Here is a 21401-nt window from a genome sequence, read left to right on the forward strand (position 1 = left end):
CCGGCGCGATAAGGGGCGTGTGATGCTGCGCTATCCCGGCCGACTGAAAATCGGCGCCTTTGCCGCCCTGCTGTTCTTCGTTGCCGCCATTGCCGTGTCGGGGCTGGTGCTGTGGCGCCAGGAGAGCCTCGCACAGAGCGTCGGTGGTGATACCGCCTGGTCGGCCTACAAACTGGATCGCGAGGCGATTCAGCTACGCTCGCAGCTGGCCCGACCGACCGCGGGTGACACGCTGGAAGAGCTGCGCCTGCGCTTCGAGCTGATGTATAGCCGCGTCAACCTGTTGCGCCGCGGCGAGCTTGCCGAGCTGCTCGACACCATCCCCCGCGCGGCGGCATTGATGGAAGCGATCGGCAAACATGCCGCTGCCATCGATGAGTCGCTCTACCGCAGTGATTTCTCGCTGGAAGAGGGCGGTCGCGAGGCGCTTGATGCGCGCCTCGAGGCCCTGACCAGCGACAGCGAGGAGTTGATCGTGGCGATCAATGCCCACCTCGCCGAAACCACCACCCGCGAGCGGGAGCAGCTGCAGCGCCTCTATCGCCTGCTGCTGGGACTGATCGTGGCGATGAGCGCTGCCGCTGCGCTGGTGGTGGTGTTTCTGTTTCGCGAAGCGCGCGAGAGTACTGCCGCGCGGCGTGCCACCGAGGCGCTGAGCGCTGAGCTTGAAATCACTGCACGACGTGCCGAAGCGGCGAGCCAGGCCAAGAGCGAGTTTCTGGCCACGGTCAGCCATGAGATCCGCACCCCACTTAACGGCGTGATTGGCATGAGCGAACTGCTGCGCGAGCGTGCGCTGGATGCCACGTCGCAGCACTACGCCACGACGATTCACGAGAGCGGTGGGCAGCTGCTGGGATTGATCAACGACCTCCTCGATTTCTCCAAGGTAGAGGCCGGCCGCCTGGAGCTGGAGCATACCGACTACGACCTGCGCGAGGTGGTGAAACGGGCGGTGGCCCTCTTTGTGCCACGTGCCAATGCCAAGTCGCTGACGCTGCGCAGCGAGGTTGATCCGCGACTACCGGTGCGGCTCTACGGTGACCCGGGGCGAGTCAATCAGGTGATCCTCAACCTGCTCTCCAATGCGGTCAAATTCTCGGCCAGCGGCGAGGTGCTGCTTGACGCGCGGCGCTGCGGAGAGGAGTGGCTCGAGATTAGCGTCAGCGACAGCGGCTGCGGTATCGCCGAGGCTCAGCGCGAGGGGGTGTTCGAGCCCTTTCGCCAAGGCGATGCTTCTACGGCGCGGCGCTTTGGCGGCAGTGGGCTCGGCCTGGCGATCTGCAAGCAGCTGGTCGAGGCGATGGGCGGCGAGATCGATTTTACCAGCCAGCCTGGCCATGGCAGTCGCTTCTGGTGTCGACTCCCGTTGCTGCCCGCGCCTGAAGGGCGCCATGTTCGCGAGGCTGATACTCAGGAGCGTGCCGCCAAGTGCCTGGAGGCGACGCTGCTGCTGGTCGAGGACAACCCGATCAACCAGCAGGTGGCGGTGGCCATGCTCGAACGCTTGGGTTGCCGGGTCACCGTGGCGGGCAGTGGCGGTGAGGCGCTGGCCTGCTGCGTGACTCAGCGCTTCGATCTGATCTTCATGGATGTGCAGATGCCCGATATGGATGGCCTGGCGGTGACCCGTGCGCTACGTCAGCGCGAGGGCTGGACGCGGCATGTCCCGATTGTGGCAATGACCGCTGGCGCGCTGGACGGGGATCAAGCGCGCTGCCGCGAGGCGGGCATGAACGGCTACCTGGCCAAGCCACTCTATCGGGAGGCACTACAGGCGGTACTCGAAAGTCATCTGAGCGGGGCGTCAGGCTCGGCTGCGGCTGACGAGAAGACCGAACCAACAGGCTGGCTCGATGACGGCGCCCTGCACGAACTCGAGAAGAGCCTGTCCCTGGACGACCGCCTGGCGCTGATGGCGCTGTTCCAATCGAACATGCCGACGCGCATAGAGGAGCTGTGGTCTGCCCAGGTGGCCGGCGACGGGGCACGCCTGGAGATGCTGGCACATCTGATCAAGGGCGAGGCTGGCAGCTTGGGGCTGTGGCGGCTGGCCGCGGCAGCGCGTGATCTCGAACAGGCCGCATCACAGGAGGCGTCATGCCGAGAAGCGGTGGCCGCACTGCAGCAGCTGCTGGGGCCCTCGCTGGCGGCTCTGGAGCAGCGCTGGAGACTTGGCGAGCGCTTATAGCCAGCGCCGCTCGGCGGTGAACGAGAGCGTGAACCAGCGCTGGGCGCCGGGAATGCTCAGCCGCGAGGCGATCTCGGCGCGGATCTCGTCGAGTCGCGCCACCCCTGCCTCACGAGCAAACTCCGGCGTGGTCAACAGGTGAATCTCGATGGTGTGCACGCGGCCGCTCTTGGCCACGTGGCTAGAGTACTCCAGTAGCCCCGAGTGCTGCATGACCGGCGCCATCGCCGCATGTACCTCCGCGTCCAGCGCTGGCGGGGCGATCATCATGATCTCGCGTAGGGCGCGGCGTACGATACCTAGCGGCACCGGCATGAAGCACAGCGTCAGCACCGCCAGCAGCGCCGAATCCACGTAGGGCGTCCATACCGCCAGGGCGGTGTCTTCCATCAGCAGCGCGGCGATGAAGGCGATCAGCAGGGCAGTCGTGATCAGCGCCGCCATCAGCCAGCCTTGGGTATCGATACGCACAAACTCTGAGCGCGCGCGGCGATTCAGACGGCGCTCATAGAAGAACATCGCGTAGCAGGCGGCGCAGACGATAACCGCGTAGCCGATCGCCACGTCGAAGGCCAGCTCTCGACCGCCCTCCATCAACCCACTGACGGCGTTGAGGAAGGCATAGAAACACAGCAGCAGCAGGATCGAGCCGTTGAGGGCGGCGACCATGGGTTCGAAGTGCCAGTAGCCGAGCTGGAAGCGCTGGCTCGACTCCTTCATCACCAGCCGTGACACGAACAGCGCCAGCATCGACATGGCGGCATCGATGGTCGAGAAGACCCCGTCGAAGAGGATCGAACGCGAGCCGGAGAGCAGCCCGAAGACCACCCCGAGGCTTGCTACCATCAGCGTCATCGCGGTAGAGATTTTTAGTGCGCGCTGTTCAAGATAAGCGTTCATGATGTCACCCGTAAGGTGTGTGGCTGGCGACGTGGCATCAAAAAATCCACCGCCCATTTGAAGTAAATAGAGGCGGTGGATCGATGTGGGCACAATCAGAGCGCTGTCGCTACGGCGCTCTCTTGTTGAGTATTCTATACCATCTGAAGGTCATCAGCCAGCTGTGGCAGGCGCCGGCGAAGGCTGCGCTCGACCACGTCCTGGCCGGGGTGATAGTCATCCTTGCAGGCGGCCAGGGCGCGGTTGAGGGTCAGTTCGGCAATACGCGCGTGATCCTGCGGCAGAGAATTGACCGCCAGCGGCAGGAAGTCCAGCAGGCGGTCGTCGCCGAAGGTCGCCAGACGCAGCCGCTGGGGCAGACTGCCGCGCTCTAGCAGGACGTCGAAGACGCCATCGAGTAGCGTATAGGACGCAGTGACCAGGGCATCGGGGAGGCTGTGATCGTCGAGCAGCTGGCGCATCAGGCGTGCCCCCTCGCTGCGCTCGTAGCGTGCGGCGCTATAGGTCACTGCCTGGGCCGGTGCGCCGGCCAGGGCGTGCTGGAAGCCAGCGCGTCGCTCGACGCTGATCGACAGCCGGGGCACGGCGTCCAGCCAGGCGATACGCTCCACCTCGGGAGACAGCACCGAACGGGTCAGGGTCGACGCGGCGGCCTGGTTGTTACTGACCACGCTGATGAAGTGCGCAGGGTCCATGGCGCGGTCGACGGCGATGATCGGCAGCCCGCTCTCCATCAGTTCGGCGTAGAAAGGGTCGTCCATGGCCAGACAGCTGGCGACGATCAGCGCATCGCAGCGCTGGGCGCGCAGCGCCCTGGCCAGCTCGCGCTCGCTGTCGGGGTCGTCGTCGGAGCCGACGATCAGCAGCTGGTAGCCGCGCTCTCGGGCGCCGCGCTCGAGGCGCTTGGCGAGTCGCGCATAGCTGGCGTTCTCCAGATCGGGAATGATCAGGCCCAGGGTTCGGCTGGCACCACGCCGCAGCGCGGCAGCCTGGGCATCGATGCGATAGTGGTGGCGTTCAACGACAGCCATGACCTTGTCGACCGTGTCCTGGCTGATACGTCGCTCTTTGGCCCGGCCGTTGATCACATAGCTCGCCGTGGTGCGCGAGACGCCCGCCAGTCGGGCGATTTCGGCTAGGGTCATGACGGATTTCCTTGGCTTGGGCACTCGTCGGATTCCTTATTCTACGCCACCCATGTGGCTTTATGCCCCCTGCCAAAGTCGTAGGCATTGTGGCTTGATAAAAGCATGTTCTCGATCCAGCATTACGTCCAACGAATGGTGACACGATTCAGCTTGGGCTTATAAGATGTAGCGCCGGAATCCAGGCACGTCAAATGGCAGCGTGTCGTACACCGTTTCTTGCCCTTCGCCCGCGGAGGCACCCACAGGAGGCAGCTCATGCTGACACTCGGCCATAACGACGTTCTTCTCGACTGCCAGGCGAGCGACTGGCGCGAGGCACTCGATGCCGCCGCCCAGGCGCTGGAGACGGCAGGGCTGGTCGATGCCGGCTATCGCCAGGGGCTCCACGCCCGAGAAGCGCAGTCGTCGACCTTTCTCGGCAACGCGATTGCCATTCCCCACGGCACGCCGGATAGCCGTCAGCATGTCAAACGTACCGGGGTGCGGGTGCTGCAGTTTCCCCGCGGCGTCGACTGGCATGACGGCAATCGTGTCCACGTGCTGGTCACCATTGCCGCTCAGAACGACGAGCACCTCGACATCCTGCGTCAGCTGACCCATGTCCTCGACCGTGACGGCGTCGCCGAGCGCCTGGCCGCCGCCACCGCGGCTGGCGATGTTGCCGCGCTGCTTTCCAAGGCGGTGGTCGAGTCGCGTCTCGATGCCGAGACGCTGTGCCTGGGATTTCCTGCCCGTGATGCCGCCGAGCTGGCCTTGGCCGGCGCCGCACGGCTGCGCCAGGCGGGATGCGTGGAGAGTACCTTCGTGGCCGATATCGCCGCAGCCACCCTTCAACCATTGGGACAGGGGCTGTGGCTGACCAGCAGCCAGGCGGGCGTCATGCAGCCGGCACTGGCGCTGGCCACGCCGGAGGCCCCCCTGGCTTCGGCGTACGGTGCGGTCAATGGAGTATTCTGCCTGGCGGCTCAGGGCGAGGCGCATCGGCCGCTGCTGGAGCGGCTGGCGGTGTTGCTCGACGGCGGTGCAGGCGAGACCCTGGCAGGACTTGGGGAAGCCGAGGTGCTGGCGCGCTTGGCCGGTGAGTCGGCCAGTGCGCAGACGGCGAGGGTGAGGGTGCTCAATGCCCACGGCCTGCATGCGCGGCCGGCCAAGCAGCTGGTGCAGGTGGCGCGTGCCCAGCCGATGGCCGTCAAGGTGCGCCTTGCCGAAGGCAGCGGGGCGGCAGTGTCGGCTGCGAGTCTGACCAAGGTCATCGGCCTCGGCGCGCGGCGCGGCCAGCAGCTGCTGTTCTCGGCCGAGGGCACGGGAGCCGAGGCGGCGCTGGCCGAGGTCTGCGCGGCGGTCAGCGCCGGGCTTGGCGAGAAAGTGGCGCCCTTCGATGAAGGGCGCGAGCATACTGCCATGGCCTCTGACTCGACGCCTGTTGTGGCGCCGCTCCCGGTCGATACGCCGCACCTGGCGGTAGCCGCCTCGCCGGGGCTGGCCATTGCACCTGTGTTCGTGATGCGCACCCCGCGCTTCGACTATCCGCGCCCCGGCCAGGGGGCCGGTCACGAGATCCCCAGGCTCGAACAGGCGATTGCCGTTAGCTGCGCGCAGCTCGACGAGCTGGTTCAGCGTGCTCCGGGGGGCGAGGTGGCCGAGATTCTGTCGATGCATGAAGAGATGCTCGATGACCCTGAGCTGCACCAGGCGGCTCGTGACGGCATCCATGAAGGGCTCTCCGCCGAGGCCGCCTGGTGGGAGGCCATCGAGACCGCGGCTCATGCTCAGGAGATGCTCGCCGACCGGCTGCTGGCCGAGCGCGCCGCCGACCTGCGCGATGTGGGCCGCCGGGTACTCGGCGTGCTGTGCCGCGTCGAACTGCCTGAGCCGCCGGAGCATCCCTATATCCTGGTGATGGACGACGTCGGTCCTTCCGACGTGGCGCGCCTCGACACTACCCGGGTGCGCGGCTTGCTGACTGCCCGGGGCGGCGCGACTGCGCACAGCGCGATCCTGGCGCGAGCGCTGGGCATCCCGGCCGTAGTGGGGGGTGGCCAGCGCGTGCTGACCCTCGACAACGGCGTCGAGATGATCCTCGATGGCGAGCATGGACGGGTGACGCCGGCGCCGTCGGCGGAGCGCCGCAGCCGCGCCGAGCTGCGACTCAAGGAGCGCGAGGGACGCGAAAGGGCTGCCTGGGAGGCGCGTTTCGAGGAGGGGAGAACCCGCGACGGGCATCGTGTCGAGGTCGCCGCCAATCTGGGTAATACCGCCCACGCGGCGGATGCGGTGGAGCGTGGCGCCGAAGGCATTGGTCTACTGCGTACCGAGTTTGTCTTTATGGCTCATGCGTCGGCGCCAGACCTCTCGACACAGATCGAGGAGTATCGCCAGGCGATCACTGCCCTCGAGGGGCGGCCGCTGGTGGCGCGCACCCTCGACGTGGGCGGCGACAAGCCGCTGCCGTATTGGCCGGTGCCCCAGGAGGATAACCCTTTCCTCGGTTTGCGCGGCATTCGCCTGGCGTTGACTCAGCCAGAGGTGCTGGAGACCCAGCTGAGAGCGCTGCTGATCGCGGCGCTCGGCACGCCACTGCGGATCATGCTGCCGATGGTCAAGGACATTGCCGAGTTCCGCCAGGTCAAGGCGATCTATGACCGCCTGCTGGATGAGATTCCCGCCACCCAGCGTGCCACCGATGTGCAACTGGGGGTAATGATCGAGGTGCCGTCCTGCGCGTTGCTTGCGCCGAGCCTGGCCGCCGAGGTCGACTTCTTCTCGGTGGGTACCAACGACCTGACCCAGTACACCCTGGCCATCGACCGCGGCCACCCCGAGCTTTCGGCCCAGGCCGACGGCCTGCATCCTGCGGTATTGAGGCTGATCAAGATGACCGTCGACGCGGCACACGCCCAAGGCAAGTGGGTCGGGGTGTGCGGCGAACTGGCCTCCGATGCCATGGCGGTACCGGTGCTGGTGGGACTGGGCGTCGACGAGCTGTCGGTCAGCGCTCGGCAGGTGCCGCTGGTCAAGGCACGCCTACGCGACGTCGATCTTGCCGAGGCACAAGCCCAGGCCGAGCTGGCGCTGGCGCAGTCCACCAGCGAGGCGGTCCGCGACGCCCTGGAGGCGCGCTGATGGCCAATATCCTCACTCTCAGTCTCAACCCGGCGCTGGACCTTGCGATCAGCCTGCCGCGTCTTGCATTGGGGCAGGTCAACCGCACCGACGCCACCCATCTCGTGGCCGCCGGCAAGGGGGTCAATGTGGCCCGGGTGCTGGCTGCCCTCGGCCACCAGGTGCGCGTCTCGGGCTTTCTGGGCGCCGACAACGACGGCCCTTTTCTGCGCGCCTTCGAGGCGATGGGGGTCAGCGATGATTTTCTGCGCGTCGCCGGGGAAACGCGCATCAACGCCAAGGTCGCCGAGCATGACGGCCGGGTCACCGATATCAACGGGCCGGGCGTGGAGATCGATGCGACGGCCTTCGCGGCGCTGCTCGAACGCCTCGATGCGTTGGCCGGCGATCCCGCCCAGCGTCCCGATGCGGTACTGATCGGCGGCAGTCTGCCGCCGGGAGTCGCTGCCGAGGATCTCGCCGCCCTGGTGGTGCGGCTGCGCGGCCACGGCCTGCCGGTGTGGGTCGACACCAGCGGTGCGGCACTCAGGGCCACCATCGGGGCCGGGCCCACCGCGGTCAAGCCCAACGAGCTGGAACTCGCCGACTGGGCCGGCCGGGCGCTGGATACCCCATCCGAACGACTGACCGCGGCGCTACGGCTGCACGCGACTGGCGTCGAGGAAGCGTTGATCTCTGCGGGGGCCGAGGGCGTGCTGTGGGTCAGTCGCCGCGGTACCTGGCTGGCGACGCCGCCGCGGGTGGCGGTGGCCAGCACCGTGGGCGCTGGCGACACTCTGGTTGCCGGCATGCTGCACGGTGTGCTCGAAGGTCATGAGCCACAGCAGGCACTCGGCTTCGCCACTGCACTGTCGGCGGAATCGGTTCGTCACGTCGGAGTGGGCAACGTCCACGCCGAGGATCTCTCTTCACTCCAACAACAGACCCGTGTGCGTCGCCTCGACGACGTCGATAGCGGGGGAGCGCTCGCATGAACATTATCTTGATCACCGCCTGCCCCAGTGGCATGGCGACCACCTTCCTTGCCGCTCGCCGCCTGGAGCAGGCCGCGGCACGTCGCCAGTGGCAGGTCAGCGTCGAGATGCACGGTCAGCTCGAGCCGCTGACCCCGGTCAGTGCCGAGGCGATCGCTGCCGCCGACCTGGTCGTAGTGGCTGCCGAGCGGGTGCCGGACCCACAGCGTTTCGCTGGCAAGCGGCTCTACCAGGCACCCATCGATCAGGCGCTGCCTGATCCGGATGCCTTCCTCGCGCTGGCCAGTCGCGACGCTGAGGCGTTCCAGCCAGATGCGGCGGCCGACGACAGCTCGGTAGCAAGCCCTGCAACAAACCGCATCGTCGCCGTCACCGCCTGCCCGACCGGGGTCGCTCACACCTTTATGGCGGCAGAGGCGCTCAGCGAGGCCGGCAAGGCGCTGGGGCACCAGATTCGCGTCGAGACCCAGGGCTCGGTGGGCGCTCAGGACAAGCTTACCGAGGAGGAGATCGCCGCCGCCGACGTGGTGCTGCTGGCCTGCGACATCGAGGTCGACCCAACCCGCTTCGCCGGCAAGCGCATCTATCGCACCTCCACCGGCAATGCCTTGAAGCGGCCCCAGCCGACCATCGAGGCGGCGCTGGCCAATGCCGCGGTGGAGGAGTCGGGGCACGCCGCCAGCGGCGCCGAAGGGGCCAAGAGCATCAAGGAGGTGGGTGTCTACAAGCACCTGCTGACGGGGGTCTCCTTTATGCTGCCGATGGTGGTGGCCGGCGGTCTGCTGATCGCACTCTCCTTCGTGTTCGGCATCGATGCCTTCGAGCAGGAGGGGACCCTGGCGGCGGCGCTGATGCAGATCGGCGGCGGTACCGCCTTCGCGCTGATGATCCCGGTACTGGCCGGCTATATCGCCTACTCCATCGCCGACCGGCCCGGCATCGCTCCGGGCATGATCGGCGGCATGCTGGCGGCCGAGATCGAGGCCGGCTTCATCGGCGGCATCCTGGCCGGGTTCCTGGCCGGCTACGTAGCGCTGGCGGTGGCGCGCTACGTCAAACTGCCGTCCAGCGTGGAGTCGCTCAAGCCGATCCTGATCATCCCGCTGGTGGCGAGTCTGGTCACCGGTCTGACCATGATCTATGTGATCGGTGAGCCGGTGGCGGCGATCATGGCTGGGCTGACCGCCTTCCTGGCCGGCATGGACGCTACCAACGCCGTGCTGCTGGGGATCCTGCTCGGTGCCATGATGTGCTTCGACCTGGGTGGCCCGGTCAACAAGGCCGCTTACACCTTTGGTGTCGGCCTGCTGGCCTCCCAGACCTATGCGCCGATGGCGGCGATCATGGCCGCCGGGATGGTGCCGGCGATCGGCATGGGTATCGCCAGTTTCGTGGCACGTCACAAGTTCTCGCAGCCGGAGCGCGAGGCGGGCAAGGCCTCCTTCGTGCTCGGCCTGTGCTTTATCAGCGAGGGCGCCATTCCCTTCGCCGCCAAGGACCCGCTGCGGGTGATCCCCGCCTGCATCGCCGGCGGTGCGGTGACCGGGGCGCTTTCCATGCTGGTCGGCGCCCAGCTGATGGCGCCCCATGGCGGCATCTTCGTGCTGATGATCCCTGGCGCCATCTCCCCGGTGCTGCTCTACCTGGCAGCCATCGTGATCGGCTCACTGGTCACGGGGCTTGGTTACGCGGCCCTCAAACGCGGCGCGGCGTCAGTGGCGGTGGCAGCGACCGGCTGATCTGCTCTTGCATGGCCTTGCCGGTGCCCACGGGTGCCGGCTTTTTATTGTGGGTCCAGATGGGAAGGCGTCTCTTTCCAGTGGAATGATTCAGGTGGAACGAGATATTCAATTCTTTTTATCGAATAGTGGCTAGATCATGGTCTTATGCCATTTTGGAAAAAGATGGTGTAGTTTTTGCTAGATGTTAGATGGAAACGACGGCCTTTACCCAGGCCGTTCGTCCGCTCGGCGGCGCTACCCGCACTGCCGACGAAACAGGAGATACACAATGTCTACCGCCCCCGTGACCCTGATGGTGGCGCGCCGTGTGGCTGATGGCCGCTACCGTGCCTTTATCGCCTGGCTCAATGAAGGCCGTGACCTGGCAGCCGATTTTGCCGGCTATCTCGGCTCAGGCGTGTTGGCGCCGCCGCCCGGCGACGATGAATACCAGATCATCTTTCGCTTCCGTGACACTCAAACCCTTGCCGCCTGGGAGCACTCCGCCTCACGGCGCGCCTGGCTGCTGCGCGGACGTGGGCTGTTCGAGGCGCCTCATGAACACCGCGCCATCGGGCTCGACCGCTGGTTTGCCGACGTCAGTGGCCAGACGCCGCCACGCTGGAAGCAGGCCGTAGCGATCTGGCTGGCGTTCTTTCCGGTGTCGCTACTGTTTCAACTGCTGGCCGGCAGTGCGCTTGCCGCGCTGCCGCTGGTTGCCCAGGTACTGGTCAGCACCCTGGTGCTGACACCGCTGATGGTGTTCCTGTTTATTCCCCTCTCGACTCGGCTGCTGACGCCCTGGCTGCGCAGCGAGTGCACCGTACGAGAGCAACTAGGGCGTTTGCTGCACCAGCGCAAGGCGTAAACGAGAAAGGCGGCCCGGTATCCGGGCCGCCTAGGGAGAGTAAGGACAGTCAGAGGGTTACGGGTGTTGTCAGAAGGTGTCCCACTCCAGCTCGGCCTTGTTTTGGCTTGCTTTTGGCGCTGCGGGTGCGTCAAGCGACTTGGCCGGCGCACTGCTCGCCTGTGTGGTCAGCGCGGGACGTGACGGCGACGAGGCAGCGTCGACGAGCCGGAAGGTAGAGACCACCGATTCCAGCCTGGCGGCCTGCTCCTCCAGTGAAGAAGCGGCCGACGAGGCCTCTTGAACCAGCGCCGCGTTCTGCTGAGTGACTTCGTCCATCTGTGACACGGCCTGGTTGACCTGCTCGATACCGGAGCTCTGTTCCTGAGAGGCAGCAGAGATCTCGTCCATGATGTCATTGACGCGTTTCACCGACGCGACGACCTCGCGGATGGTGCCGCCGGCACTCTCGACCAGCTCAGAGCCATCTTTTACCTGAGTAGCTGAGGCCTCGATAAGCGTCTTGATCTCCTTGGCGGCGTCGGCACTGCGGCTGGCCAGGTTGCGTACCTCACTGGCCACCACGGCAAAGCCACGGCCCTGCTCACCGGCGCGGGCCGCTTCCACCGAGGCGTTGAGCGCCAGGATATTGGTCTGAAAGGCAATCGAGTCGATCACGCTGATGATATCCACCACCTTCTTGGAGCTGCCGGCAATGGCGTGCATGGTGGTGATCACCTGGTCGACCTCCTCGCCGCCGCGGCCTGCGGTGGTGGAGGCTTCATTGGCCAGGGTGCTGGCCTGGCGAGCATTGTCGGCGTTCTGCTTCACCGTGGCGGTGAGCTGCTCCATGCTCGCGGCGGTCTCCTGCAGCGAGGCGGCCTGCTCCTCGGTACGCGCTGACAGGTCGGTGTTGCCACTGGCGATCTCCCGCGCACCGATATGAATCGAGCCGCTGCTGTCGCGCACATTGGCCACGGTCTTGGCCAGTCCCGCCTGCATATGCTGCATGGCCGAGAAGAGACGCCCCAGCTCGTTGCGGCCACGCTCGGGAATCGGGTGGGAGAGATCGCCCTTGGCAATATGCTCCGAGTGCGCGACCGCTTCGTCCAGGGGTTTGACGATGCTGCCCACCAGAGCGACACGCACGACCAGCACCATCAGCGCGGCCAGGATCAGCACGGCAATGTCGATAATGCCGTATAGCGACATCTGCGACTGGTAGTCGTCAACCAGCTGGTTAGAGTATTCGTAACTGTAATCGCCGTAGGCGCTGCTCGACGCGGCGAAGGCTTGATTATGCTCGCGAGCCGTAGGCAGTAGAGCGAGAAAGTCCGTTTCGTCGCCTCGCTCGACGGTAGCTTGCTGAGGGAGGAGCACGTTGTTGACGAGCGCAGTAAAGTCGGCCGTTACCTCTTCACCCAGGGTGCTATCCGCTTCACTCCGATAGGAGTCGAAGGTGTCGAAGTGGCGCTGGGCCGCGGCCAGCCGCTCTTGCGCCAGTGATGCCTGGTCGGCGGCGAGCTGCGTATCGTTCTCTTCAACGGCGTCCCAGAAATTCTGATAGTGGCGCTGGGTGTCGCCAGCAGCGATCCGGCTGAGGTTCAGGTAGTTCAGTCTGTCCAGCGCGGTGCGTTCCAGTTCGGCGAGGGCGTTACCGCCCAGGCGACCGCCTTGGTAGCCGAGCCCGGCCACCACCAGAATGAGTATGAAGAAGATAGTTAGCACGCCGGTCAGGCTGGCTTTGACGGAGAGATTACTTAGTAACTTGGTCATGTAGGTTCCTTAACATGGTGGTTCCGAGGTCATCTGTATTTGTCGCGTGGGGGAGTTTTCGTCGCTCTGGTGGCGGCTCTATATCAGCGTTGTCAGGTAGTGAGTTATATCGGCGTTTTAAGACGAGACTTTAGTCTTATGGCGGTAATAAAGAGACACCTTTTAAAGTAATTTTTAATAAAGTGTTCTTTATTTTAAATGCTGTATCTGATTACTGTTGACAGTCAAGGAGTGTGGGTCGAAGTGTCTTGCCTAGTTGGTCTTGGTGGTTGTTGTGAAACATGTAGAGTCCATAACCTGAGATATTGGTAGTATTAGATATTTGTGTTATAAGCAGCCGGTCAAGTTGCTTTGTATTGTGTGCTCTCCTCTTTTATGCCTCGATAACTGGCCTATCTGCTCGGTGAGGAGCGGGCTTGGCGGTTGGACGTGGAGAGGGGCTCTAGGTAACCTGCCTGGTCGATGTCTCGATGCCTGGCCAGTCCAGATGCAGTTGGCCGTCTGAAAAAGGGGAAATCGACATGCAGGTGCTACGTCAGTTCTCGGCGCTTGGGCTGCTGGTGGGAACGCTGCTGTTTGCCATTTCGCTGACGCCGAGTTTGCTGCCGCGCACCTTTGTCGTTCAGGGGGTGATTTCGGGGCTGTCGTTCTCCGCCGGCTATGCGCTGGGTGTCCTGATGCGCTGGCTGTGGGCCTATCTCGAACTACCGGTGCCGGGGCCACGCGGCGCGCTTGGCATCAAGCGTATCGCTGCCGGTATCTGTGCGGTGGTGGCGGTGGCGTTTCTGTGGCGTGCCTCGGGCTGGCAGGATTCCGTGCGGGTACTGATGGAGATGGAGCCGGCCAGCGGTACTCGGCCGCTGAGTGTGGCCTTGATCGCGTTGGCGATCTTTGCACTGCTGCTGTTGCTGGCCAGGCTGTTTCGCCGCACCTTCCGTTTCCTCTCACGCCGACTGCAGCGCGTCGTGCCGCGCCGGGTCTCCCACGTGGTCGGCGTGGCCGCGGCGGCGGCGCTGTTCTGGTCGGTGATCGACGGCGTTATCTTCACCTTGACCCTGCGCGCGCTGGACCGCTCCTACCAGCAGGTCGACGTGCTGATGCCGGATGATCTGGTGCCGCCAAGCGATCCGCAGGTGGCCGGCAGCGAGGCATCGCTGATCAGTTGGGAAGCCCTGGGCCTGCGTGGCCGTCGCTTCGTGACGGCGGGCCCGTCGGCAGACGATATCGAGGCGTTCCTGGGCGAGCCTGCCGAGCAGCCGCTGCGGGTCTATGTTGGCCTGAATGCCGCCGATACGCCCAAGGAGCGCGCGCAGCTGGCGCTCGAGGAGCTCAAGCGGGTGGGGGCCTTCGAACGCTCGCTGCTGCTGCTGGCCACGCCCACCGGCCGTGGCTGGCTGGACCCGGGGGCGCAGAACACTCTGGAGTATCTGCAGCGTGGCGACATCGCCACGGTGACCGCCCAGTACTCCTACCTGCCGAGTCCGCTGGCGCTGGTGGTGGAGGGGGAGTATGGCGCAGAGATGGCGCGCGCCCTGTTCGACGCGGTCTATCGTCACTGGGCCTCGCTGCCCGATGACCAGCGGCCCGCGCTATATCTGCATGGGCTGAGTCTCGGGGCGCTCAATTCGGACCACTCCTTCGATATCTACGACATTATCGATGACCCCTTCGACGGGGCGCTGTGGAGCGGACCCCCGTTTCGCAGCCCCACCTGGCGGGCCATGACCCGTGATCGTGATGACGGCTCGCCGGCCTGGCTGCCGCGCTTCCGCGACGGTGCCGTGGTGCGCTTCATGAATCAGGACGGCGGTCTCGACGACGGCGCAGCGGAGTGGGGCGACTTCCGCATCGCCTACCTGCAGTACGCCAGCGATCCGGTGACCTTCTTCGAGCCCGAGGCGCTCTACCGCGAGCCGGAGTGGCTGCAGGCCCCGCGCGGACCGGATGTCTCACAGGACCTGACCTGGTACCCGGTGGTCACCGGTCTGCAGCTGCTGGCCGATCTCGCCGCCGGTACCGCGCCGCCTGGCTATGGCCACGAGATCGCCGCCGAGCACTATATCGAGGCCTGGATGGCGCTGATCGAGCCCGAGGAGTGGAGCCCCGAAGAGGTGGAGCGCCTCAAGGCGCTGTTCGCCGCCCGCCGTTAGCGGTGGCATTGTGAAGCACGACAGCGGCGACATACACTGCAGGAAACCCGTGCAGGATCGCCGCCATGCTCGAAGCGCCACTCGCTGACCCGCTTGCCGCCAACGATCACCAGACGGCGGTGCGTACCGCCGTCAGCCACGCCCGCGACCCTCAGCGTGCGGCCAATGAACTGGCCGCTGTGCTGCGCCATTCGCAACTGGGCTTCGTGCTGTTCTTCGTCAGCGCCGAGTATGCGCTGACGCCGTTGGGCAAGGCACTCGATGCGGCCTTTGCGGGGGTGCCGATCAGCGGCTGTACCACTGCCGGTGAGATTACCCCCGAGGGCTATGACCGTGGCGGCATTGTCGCCGTTGGCTTCGATGCTCGCCATTTCGGCATTGGGGTGGCGTTGATCGACGAGCTGGAGGGCTTCGACCTGGTGCGTGCCCAGCGCGTTACCGAGGGTTTGCTTGCCGAGGCCCGCCGCCAGTCGCCCCCAGGCGGGGAACACTTCGCCCTGACCCTGCTCGATGGTCTCTCCAGCTGCGAGGAGCAGGTGCTGGCGACCCTCGGTGCGGCACTTGGCAGCATCCCCAGCTTCGGTGGTTCCGCCGGTGACGATAACCGCCTGGCGCACACTCACGTCTACAGTGCCGGTCGCTTTCATGACCAGGCCGCGGTGGTGGTGATGTTCACCACCCGCCTGCCGTTCGAGGTCTTCACCACTCACCATTTGCGGCCGCGCAGCGAAAAGCTGGTGGTGACCCATGCCGATCGTGAGCGCCGCCGCGTGATCGAACTCAATGCCGCGCCGGCCGCCGAGGAGTATGCACGGCTGGTGGGGTGTCCACGCCAGGCGCTTGATGATGCAGTGTTTGCCCGCTACCCGCTGGCGGTGCGGATTGGCGAGAGCTACTTCGTGCGCTCGATTCAGCGCGTCAACGATGACGGCAGCCTGAGCTTCTACTGTGCGGTGGAGAACGGCATCGTGCTGACAGCGATGACCCCGGCACCGATTCTGCCGGATCTCGAGGCGGTGTTCGACGACCTGGCGGAGCGGCTTGGCGAGCCCGAGCTGATCATTGGCCTCGACTGTTTCCTGAGGCGCCTGGAGATCGAGGCGCTGGGCAACCTCAGTGCAGCCTCGGCACTGCTATGCAGGCAGCGCGTGATCGGCTTCAACACCTACGGGGAGCAGCACCATGGCATGCACATCAACCAGACCTTCACCGGGGTTGTGCTTGGGCGCCCCGGCGCCGACCGAGCCCCCCGCTGAGTCGTCGCTGTCGCCCAACGAGCGGGCATTGGCCGAGGAGAATGCTCGGCTGCGCAAGGTGTGCGCGGCGCTGATCGAGCGCGTCGAGTCCAGCGGGGTAGTCGGCGGTGCACCGTATGCCGCATTCGAACATGCGGTGCTGCTGGCCGAGCAGGTACGTGAGCGTACCGAGACCCTGCACCGTACCCTCGATGAACTGAGTCAGGTCAATGCCGAGCTGGGGTCGGTAAATACCAAGCTGCGTGAGGAGATCGCGGTGCGCGGCGAAACCGAGCGGCGGCTGCGCGACGCCAAGGCCGAAGCCGAAGCGGCCAACCTCTCCAAGACCAAGTTTCTGGCCGCCGTCAGCCACGATCTGCTGCAGCCACTCAATGCGGCACGACTGTTCACCACCGCACTTGGCGACCAGCTTGACGACCCCGCGCAGCCGGCGGAGTCGCGGCGGCTGGTGAGCCACATCGGTCGTTCGCTCAAGGACGTCGAGACCCTGCTGGGGACTTTGGTGGATATCTCGCGCCTCGACGCTGGCGTGCTCAAGCCCGATGTCGCGCCTTTCCCTGCCGCCGAGCTGCTCGACGCACTGGCCGAGGAGTATCGCCAGGTGGCCGCGGCTCGCGGACTGACGCTGCGTTACGTGTCACCCTCGGCGGTGATCGATTCCGACCTGGCGCTGCTGGCACGGGTGGTGCGCAATCTGCTCAGCAACGCCATCCGCTATACTCTGCATGGCCGTATCCTGCTTGGCTGCCGACGACGCCCCCAGGGGCTCGAAATCGTGGTCGCCGATACCGGCAGCGGCATCGAGGACACCCAGCGCGAGGAGATCTTCCTCGAGTTTCGCCGCGGCGAAGCGGGCCGCCAGCAGAGCGACCGCGGTCTGGGCCTGGGACTGGCGATCGTCGACCGCATCAGCGGTATGCTCGGTCACCGCCTGGCGCTGACATCAATCCCGGGCCGCGGCTCGCGCTTCTCGATTCTGGTGCCCTACGGCCAGCGGCAGGCGCCTTCGTCAAGCATATTTCCAGAGGCGCTGCCGGGAGCGGCGCCGCTGGCCGGTGCGCGAATCTGGGTGATCGACAACGATCCGGCGATCTGCGAAGGCATGCAGGCGCTGCTGGGTGGCTGGGGGTGCGAGGTGGCCACGGGGCGCTCGCTGGCGGCCCTGACCCGCAGCGGCGGGTTGGCCGGCGCTGCCGATGCGCTGATTATCGACTATCACCTCGACGAGCATCAGCCCGATGGGCTGGAGGTGGCGGCGATGCTGCAGCGTCGCTTTCCACGCCTGCCGGTGGTGATGATCACGGCCAATCACGATGCGGCACTCAAGGCGCGGGTTCGGGAGCGCGGCTATCGCTGCTTGCTCAAGCCGCTCAAGCCGCTGCGCTTGAAGATGGCGCTACTGCAGTGCGTAGCGGCTGCACCCGGCGACTCCTCCAACTGAAGGCCGGCCAACCCGATGGCGGCCGAGTGCCCTCAATCGGCCGGCGACAGGCGATAGAGCCCGCCATCGGACTCGTCGGTGAGCACGTAGAGCATGCCGTCCGGCCCTTGGCGCACATCGCGGATGCGGCCGAGTTCTTCGTCGAGCAGCACTTCTTCATGGGCCACGCTGTCGCCGTCGAGCACCAACCGGTGCAGCTGCCCGCGGTAGAGCGAGCCGACGAACAGATTGCCCTGCCACTCGGCGATGTCTCCGCCGTCGTAGAACGCCATCCCGGAGGGGGCCATGGAGTCTTCCCACCAGTGGGCTGGCGGCGTCACGCCTGGCGCCTCCTGACCGATGCCGATGAACTCGCCGGTACTGTAGTTGCTACCGAAGGCGACCTGAGGCCAGCCATAGTTGGCACCCGCCTCGAGCCGATAGAGCAGATCCCCGCCGGAGGGGCCGTGGTCAATGGCCCACAGTTCACCGCTGCCGGGCTGAATGGCAAGCCCCTGTTTGTTGCGATGCCCGAAGGAGTAGATCTCCGGGCGCAGGTTGTCCGGCGGCACCTCGACGAAGGGGTTGTCGGGATGGGCGCCGCCATCTTCGAGTAGCCGGATCAGCGAACCGGCCGGGTCGGTAAGATCCTGAGACGGGTAGCGCAGGCCGCGGTCGCCGATCGAGAACAGCACGCTGCCGTCACCGGGGAACAGGATCCGTGAGCCGTAGTGGCGGCCCGGTTCGGTAAGCGGCGACTGGGCGTAAAGCGTCTCGACATCGGTCAGTTCTGCGCTCTCTTCGTCGATGCGTGCCCGAGCCAGGGCAGTGGCGGTGCCGTAGTCGTCGTCGCTGGTGATGCCATCGTCATCGCCGGGGCTCGAGTAGGTAAAGTAGATCCAGCCGTTGTCGTCATACTCGGGATGCACGGCGACGTCCAGCAGACCGCCCTGATTACCGCCTTCCGGCGCGGTGAGCTGGTCTTCGTCGGTATCGATGTCCGGCAGGTTGTCGAGTGCGACCGCGTCGTCGCCGTCGATCAGGTAGAGGTTGCCGGGACGTTCAGTCACCAGCATCCGCCCGTCGGGCAGCCAGGCCAGTGACCAGGGGTGCTCAAGGCCGCTGACGAGCTGTGTCACACGCAGTGTGACTTCGTCGCTGTCGTAGTCGGTGATGATCTCGTCGTCGACCACGCTGATCCCGGCGCGTTCGTCGTCGTTGTCACTGGTGCCGTTGTCGTTCTCGTCGGCGTTGGCCATGCCGTAGGCGCTGGCCAGCATGATCGCGAGGGTCAGACGCGAGAGGGGCAGAAGGAAACGCTCTGAGGGGGCGTGTAACGACATATCGCGGTGCTCCTTGCAGCGATTAGAGGTTGGGCACGGGCAGTCCATGCCCTGCCTTCAGGCTAGAAAAGCCTCCCCGGGGCTGCAAGTATCGCCGGCTAACGGGCAGCGTGATCATGCTCGCTAGCGAGCAGAATGGCCTGTACCCGGCTGCTGACCCTGAGCTTACGCAGGATCGCCGAGACATGGGTTTTGACGGTGGTCTCGGCGATATCGAGGCGGTAGGCGATCATCTTGTTGGACTCGCCCTTGACCATGTGCGCCAGCACCTCGCGCTGCTTGTCGGTGAGCAAGTCCAGCTCGCCGGGCGGGGGGCTGCGGGTGGGCAGGGCTGGCTGGCTGGTGGCGCGCATGATATCCGGCGGCAGGTAGACCTGGCCGGCGAGAATCTGCTGGAGGGCGGCGAGCAGCGCATCACGCGGGGTCGACTTGGGGATATAGCCCACCGCGCCGAGGTTCAGCGCTTCGAGAATCGTCTGTTTATGCTGTTCAGCGGAGACGATCACCACCGGCAGCCAGGGCGCGGCCTGGCGCAGTTGGGCCAGGCCGCTGAGCCCCTCGGCATCTGGCAGGCCAAGATCGAGCAGTGCCAGATCGAGGTCGTCGTGCTGCGCGGCGACGCTGAGGGCAGCGGCGAGGCTGGCGGCCTCTAGGGTCTCGCTGCCGCTGAGTCCGCGGGCGATCACTGCCACCATCGCTTCGCGAAACAGGGGGTGGTCGTCGGCGACCAGCAGCCGGTACATGCGTGACGTGCTCCTCGTTCATGGCGGGTGAGATAGGCGCCTCCTACCAAGGGAGGAGGCCGGCTCCTGCCATGGCAGTATGTCGCGAACTGCCAGCCTGTCCAACACTGAGACGAGCATCACCCATAACGACAATAGCCACAACCGACAGGAGCAACGCCATGATCTATGCCAATCCCGGCATGCCCGATGCCAAGGTCAGTTTCGCCAAGCGCTACGGCAACTATATCGGCGGTGAGTTCGTGCCGCCGGTCAAGGGTCAGTACTTCGACAACGTCAGCCCGGTCAACGGTGAAGTGTTCTGCGAGATTCCGCGCTCCACCGCCGAGGATATCGACAAGGCACTGGATGCCGCACACCAGGCGGCCCCGGCCTGGGGCAAGACCTCTGCCGCCGAGCGCAGCAATATCCTGCTCAAGATCGCCGATCGTATCGAGCAGAATCTCGAGATGCTGGCGGTTGCCGAGACCTGGGACAACGGCAAGGCGGTACGCGAGACGCTGAATGCCGATATCCCGCTGGCGGTGGACCACTTCCGCTATTTTGCCGGCTGCATTCGTGCCCAGGAGGGTACGGCAGCGGATATCGACGCCAACACCGTGGCCTATCACTTCCATGAGCCGCTCGGGGTGGTCGGTCAGATCATTCCCTGGAACTTCCCGATCCTGATGGCCTGCTGGAAGCTCGGCCCGGCCCTGGCCGCCGGCAACTGCGTGGTGCTCAAGCCCGCCGAGCAGACGCCGGCCTCGATTCTGGTGCTGATGGAACTGGTCGGCGACCTGCTGCCGCCTGGAGTCCTGAATATCGTCAACGGCTATGGCGCCGAGGCTGGCCAGGCGCTGGCCACCAGCAAGCGCATCGCCAAGATCGCCTTCACTGGCTCCACCCCGGTCGGTTCGCATATCCTCAAGTGCGCGGCAGAGAACATCATTCCCTCCACCGTGGAACTGGGCGGCAAGTCGCCGAACATCTATTTCGCCGACATCATGAACGCCGAGCCCGAGTTTATCGACAAGGCGGTGGAGGGGCTGGTGCTGGCCTTCTTCAACCAGGGCGAGGTGTGCACCTGTCCGTCGCGGGCGCTGATCCAGGAGGAGATGTATGAGCCGTTCATGGCCAAGGTGATGGAGCGCACCCGTGCGATCAAGCGCGGCAACCCGCTGGATACCGATGTCCAGGTGGGGGCTCAGGCCTCCCAGGAGCAGTTCGACAAGATCATGTCGTACATGGACATCGCCCGCGACGAAGGCGCCGAGTTTCTCACCGGGGGCGACAAGGAGCGCTTCGATTCGGCCTACGACAAGGGCTACTACATCCAGCCGACCCTGCTCAAGGGCAACAACAGCATGCGGGTCTTCCAGGAGGAGATCTTCGGCCCGGTGGTGGCGGTCACCACCTTCAAGGATGAAGCCGAAGCGCTGGCCATCGCCAATGACACCGAGTTCGGCCTTGGCGCCGGGGTGTGGAGCCGCGATATGAATGTCGCCTTCCGCATGGGGCGCGCCATCCAGGCTGGTCGAGTGTGGACCAACTGCTACCACCAGTACCCGGCTCACGCCGCTTTCGGTGGCTACAAGAAGTCGGGGGTGGGGCGTGAGACCCACAAGATGGCGCTGGAGCACTACCAGCAGACCAAGAACCTGCTGGTCAGCTACGACATCAATCCGCTGGGATTTTTCTGATGTAAATGTGAGGGTTGCTGCACCATCCTCCGGGGCGCGACGCTGTCGCGCCCCGGTTGTTTATGGGTGTGCCCTGTCAAGTCGCCTCGAGATGCGCCATGATCGCCGCCGACGGATAGCGAGGTAG

The 21401-nt window shown here is 65.4% G+C and carries 14 protein-coding genes; 9 read left to right on the top strand and 5 right to left on the bottom strand.

What is annotated here, in order from left to right:
* Positions 1-22: 22 nt before the first annotated feature.
* Positions 23-2191 carry an ATP-binding protein gene (locus IEI94_RS07190; RefSeq protein ID WP_191166636.1) on the top strand — a complete coding sequence of 723 codons (2169 nt, stop codon included), beginning with the start codon at positions 23-25 and terminating at the stop codon, positions 2189-2191.
* Here IEI94_RS07190 and IEI94_RS07195 read toward each other — a convergent pair.
* Both IEI94_RS07195 and cra read right to left on the bottom strand, forming a co-directional pair.
* A complete protein-coding gene (locus tag IEI94_RS07195; RefSeq protein ID WP_191166637.1) occupies positions 2186-3091 on the bottom strand; it encodes a cation diffusion facilitator family transporter in 906 nt (301 codons plus the stop codon). The genes IEI94_RS07190 and IEI94_RS07195 overlap by 6 nt on opposite strands.
* 134 nt (positions 3092-3225) lie before the next feature.
* Positions 3226-4236 (bottom strand): catabolite repressor/activator, encoded by a 1011-nt coding sequence (gene cra / locus IEI94_RS07200; protein ID WP_191166638.1) that lies wholly within the window; start codon positions 4234-4236, stop codon positions 3226-3228.
* A 258-nt stretch (positions 4237-4494) separates the two neighbouring features.
* On the opposite strand from cra, the gene ptsP reads away from it, so the two are divergent.
* The 4 genes from ptsP (at position 4495) to IEI94_RS07220 (ending at position 10925) form a co-directional block, all read left to right on the top strand.
* Positions 4495-7362, top strand: coding sequence for a phosphoenolpyruvate--protein phosphotransferase (gene ptsP, locus IEI94_RS07205; protein ID WP_191166639.1), 2868 nt, complete (start codon positions 4495-4497; stop codon positions 7360-7362).
* Complete coding sequence (pfkB, locus tag IEI94_RS07210) at positions 7362-8336, top strand: 1-phosphofructokinase (protein ID WP_191166640.1); 975 nt, start codon at positions 7362-7364, stop codon at positions 8334-8336. Before ptsP ends, pfkB begins: the two co-directional genes overlap by 1 nt.
* Positions 8333-10075, top strand: coding sequence for a PTS fructose-like transporter subunit IIB (locus IEI94_RS07215; RefSeq protein ID WP_191166641.1), 1743 nt, complete (start codon positions 8333-8335; stop codon positions 10073-10075). The genes pfkB and IEI94_RS07215 overlap by 4 nt, the downstream gene beginning before the upstream one ends.
* Before the next feature lie 271 nt (positions 10076-10346).
* On the top strand, positions 10347-10925 hold the full coding sequence (locus tag IEI94_RS07220) for an antibiotic biosynthesis monooxygenase (protein WP_191166642.1): 579 nt from the start codon (positions 10347-10349) through the stop codon (positions 10923-10925).
* Positions 10926-10994: 69 nt separating this feature from the next.
* On the opposite strand, the gene IEI94_RS07225 is transcribed toward IEI94_RS07220, so the two are convergent.
* Positions 10995-12680 carry a methyl-accepting chemotaxis protein gene (locus tag IEI94_RS07225; RefSeq protein ID WP_191166643.1) on the bottom strand — a complete coding sequence of 562 codons (1686 nt, stop codon included), beginning with the start codon at positions 12678-12680 and terminating at the stop codon, positions 10995-10997.
* Between the two features lie 521 nt (positions 12681-13201).
* On the opposite strand from IEI94_RS07225, the gene IEI94_RS07230 reads away from it, so the two are divergent.
* From IEI94_RS07230 to IEI94_RS07240, 3 genes are all read left to right on the top strand, one after another.
* Positions 13202-14830: an alpha/beta hydrolase gene (locus IEI94_RS07230; RefSeq protein ID WP_191166644.1), complete on the top strand. Its 1629-nt coding sequence runs from the start codon at positions 13202-13204 to the stop codon at positions 14828-14830.
* A 65-nt stretch (positions 14831-14895) separates the two neighbouring features.
* Positions 14896-16086 (top strand): nitric oxide-sensing protein NosP, encoded by a 1191-nt coding sequence (gene nosP / locus IEI94_RS07235; protein ID WP_191166645.1) that lies wholly within the window; start codon positions 14896-14898, stop codon positions 16084-16086.
* Positions 16013-17527, top strand: coding sequence for a hybrid sensor histidine kinase/response regulator (locus IEI94_RS07240; protein ID WP_191166646.1), 1515 nt, complete (start codon positions 16013-16015; stop codon positions 17525-17527). Before nosP ends, IEI94_RS07240 begins: the two co-directional genes overlap by 74 nt.
* Before the next feature lie 32 nt (positions 17528-17559).
* Here IEI94_RS07240 and IEI94_RS07245 read toward each other — a convergent pair whose 3' ends face one another.
* Positions 17560-18849, bottom strand: coding sequence for a PQQ-dependent sugar dehydrogenase (locus IEI94_RS07245; RefSeq protein ID WP_224749988.1), 1290 nt, complete (start codon positions 18847-18849; stop codon positions 17560-17562).
* A 98-nt stretch (positions 18850-18947) separates the two neighbouring features.
* A complete protein-coding gene (locus IEI94_RS07250; protein ID WP_191166647.1) occupies positions 18948-19592 on the bottom strand; it encodes a response regulator in 645 nt (214 codons plus the stop codon).
* Between the two features lie 161 nt (positions 19593-19753).
* On the opposite strand from IEI94_RS07250, the gene IEI94_RS07255 reads away from it, so the two are divergent.
* Positions 19754-21274: an aldehyde dehydrogenase family protein gene (locus tag IEI94_RS07255; protein WP_191166648.1), complete on the top strand. Its 1521-nt coding sequence runs from the start codon at positions 19754-19756 to the stop codon at positions 21272-21274.
* The last annotated feature ends 127 nt before the right edge of the window (positions 21275-21401 follow it).

It is taken from the genome of Halomonas sp. ML-15 (genome assembly GCF_014779595.1).
GTDB lineage: Bacteria > Pseudomonadota > Gammaproteobacteria > Pseudomonadales > Halomonadaceae > Franzmannia.

Excerpts from the sequence above, each read along its gene's own strand:
- IEI94_RS07190 (WP_191166636.1), top strand. The coding sequence starts at position 23 with ATGCTGCGCTATCCCGGCCGACTGAAAATCGGCGCCTTTGCCGCCCTG.
- IEI94_RS07195 (WP_191166637.1), bottom strand. The coding sequence starts at position 3,091 with ATGAACGCTTATCTTGAACAGCGCGCACTAAAAATCTCTACCGCGATG.
- cra (WP_191166638.1), bottom strand. The coding sequence starts at position 4,236 with ATGACCCTAGCCGAAATCGCCCGACTGGCGGGCGTCTCGCGCACCACG.
- ptsP (WP_191166639.1), top strand. The coding sequence starts at position 4,495 with ATGCTGACACTCGGCCATAACGACGTTCTTCTCGACTGCCAGGCGAGC.
- pfkB (WP_191166640.1), top strand. The coding sequence starts at position 7,362 with ATGGCCAATATCCTCACTCTCAGTCTCAACCCGGCGCTGGACCTTGCG.
- IEI94_RS07215 (WP_191166641.1), top strand. The coding sequence starts at position 8,333 with ATGAACATTATCTTGATCACCGCCTGCCCCAGTGGCATGGCGACCACC.
- IEI94_RS07220 (WP_191166642.1), top strand. The coding sequence starts at position 10,347 with ATGTCTACCGCCCCCGTGACCCTGATGGTGGCGCGCCGTGTGGCTGAT.
- IEI94_RS07225 (WP_191166643.1), bottom strand. The coding sequence starts at position 12,680 with ATGACCAAGTTACTAAGTAATCTCTCCGTCAAAGCCAGCCTGACCGGC.
- IEI94_RS07230 (WP_191166644.1), top strand. The coding sequence starts at position 13,202 with ATGCAGGTGCTACGTCAGTTCTCGGCGCTTGGGCTGCTGGTGGGAACG.
- nosP (WP_191166645.1), top strand. The coding sequence starts at position 14,896 with ATGCTCGAAGCGCCACTCGCTGACCCGCTTGCCGCCAACGATCACCAG.
- IEI94_RS07240 (WP_191166646.1), top strand. The coding sequence starts at position 16,013 with ATGGCATGCACATCAACCAGACCTTCACCGGGGTTGTGCTTGGGCGCC.
- IEI94_RS07245 (WP_224749988.1), bottom strand. The coding sequence starts at position 18,849 with ATGTCGTTACACGCCCCCTCAGAGCGTTTCCTTCTGCCCCTCTCGCGT.
- IEI94_RS07250 (WP_191166647.1), bottom strand. The coding sequence starts at position 19,592 with ATGTACCGGCTGCTGGTCGCCGACGACCACCCCCTGTTTCGCGAAGCG.
- IEI94_RS07255 (WP_191166648.1), top strand. The coding sequence starts at position 19,754 with ATGATCTATGCCAATCCCGGCATGCCCGATGCCAAGGTCAGTTTCGCC.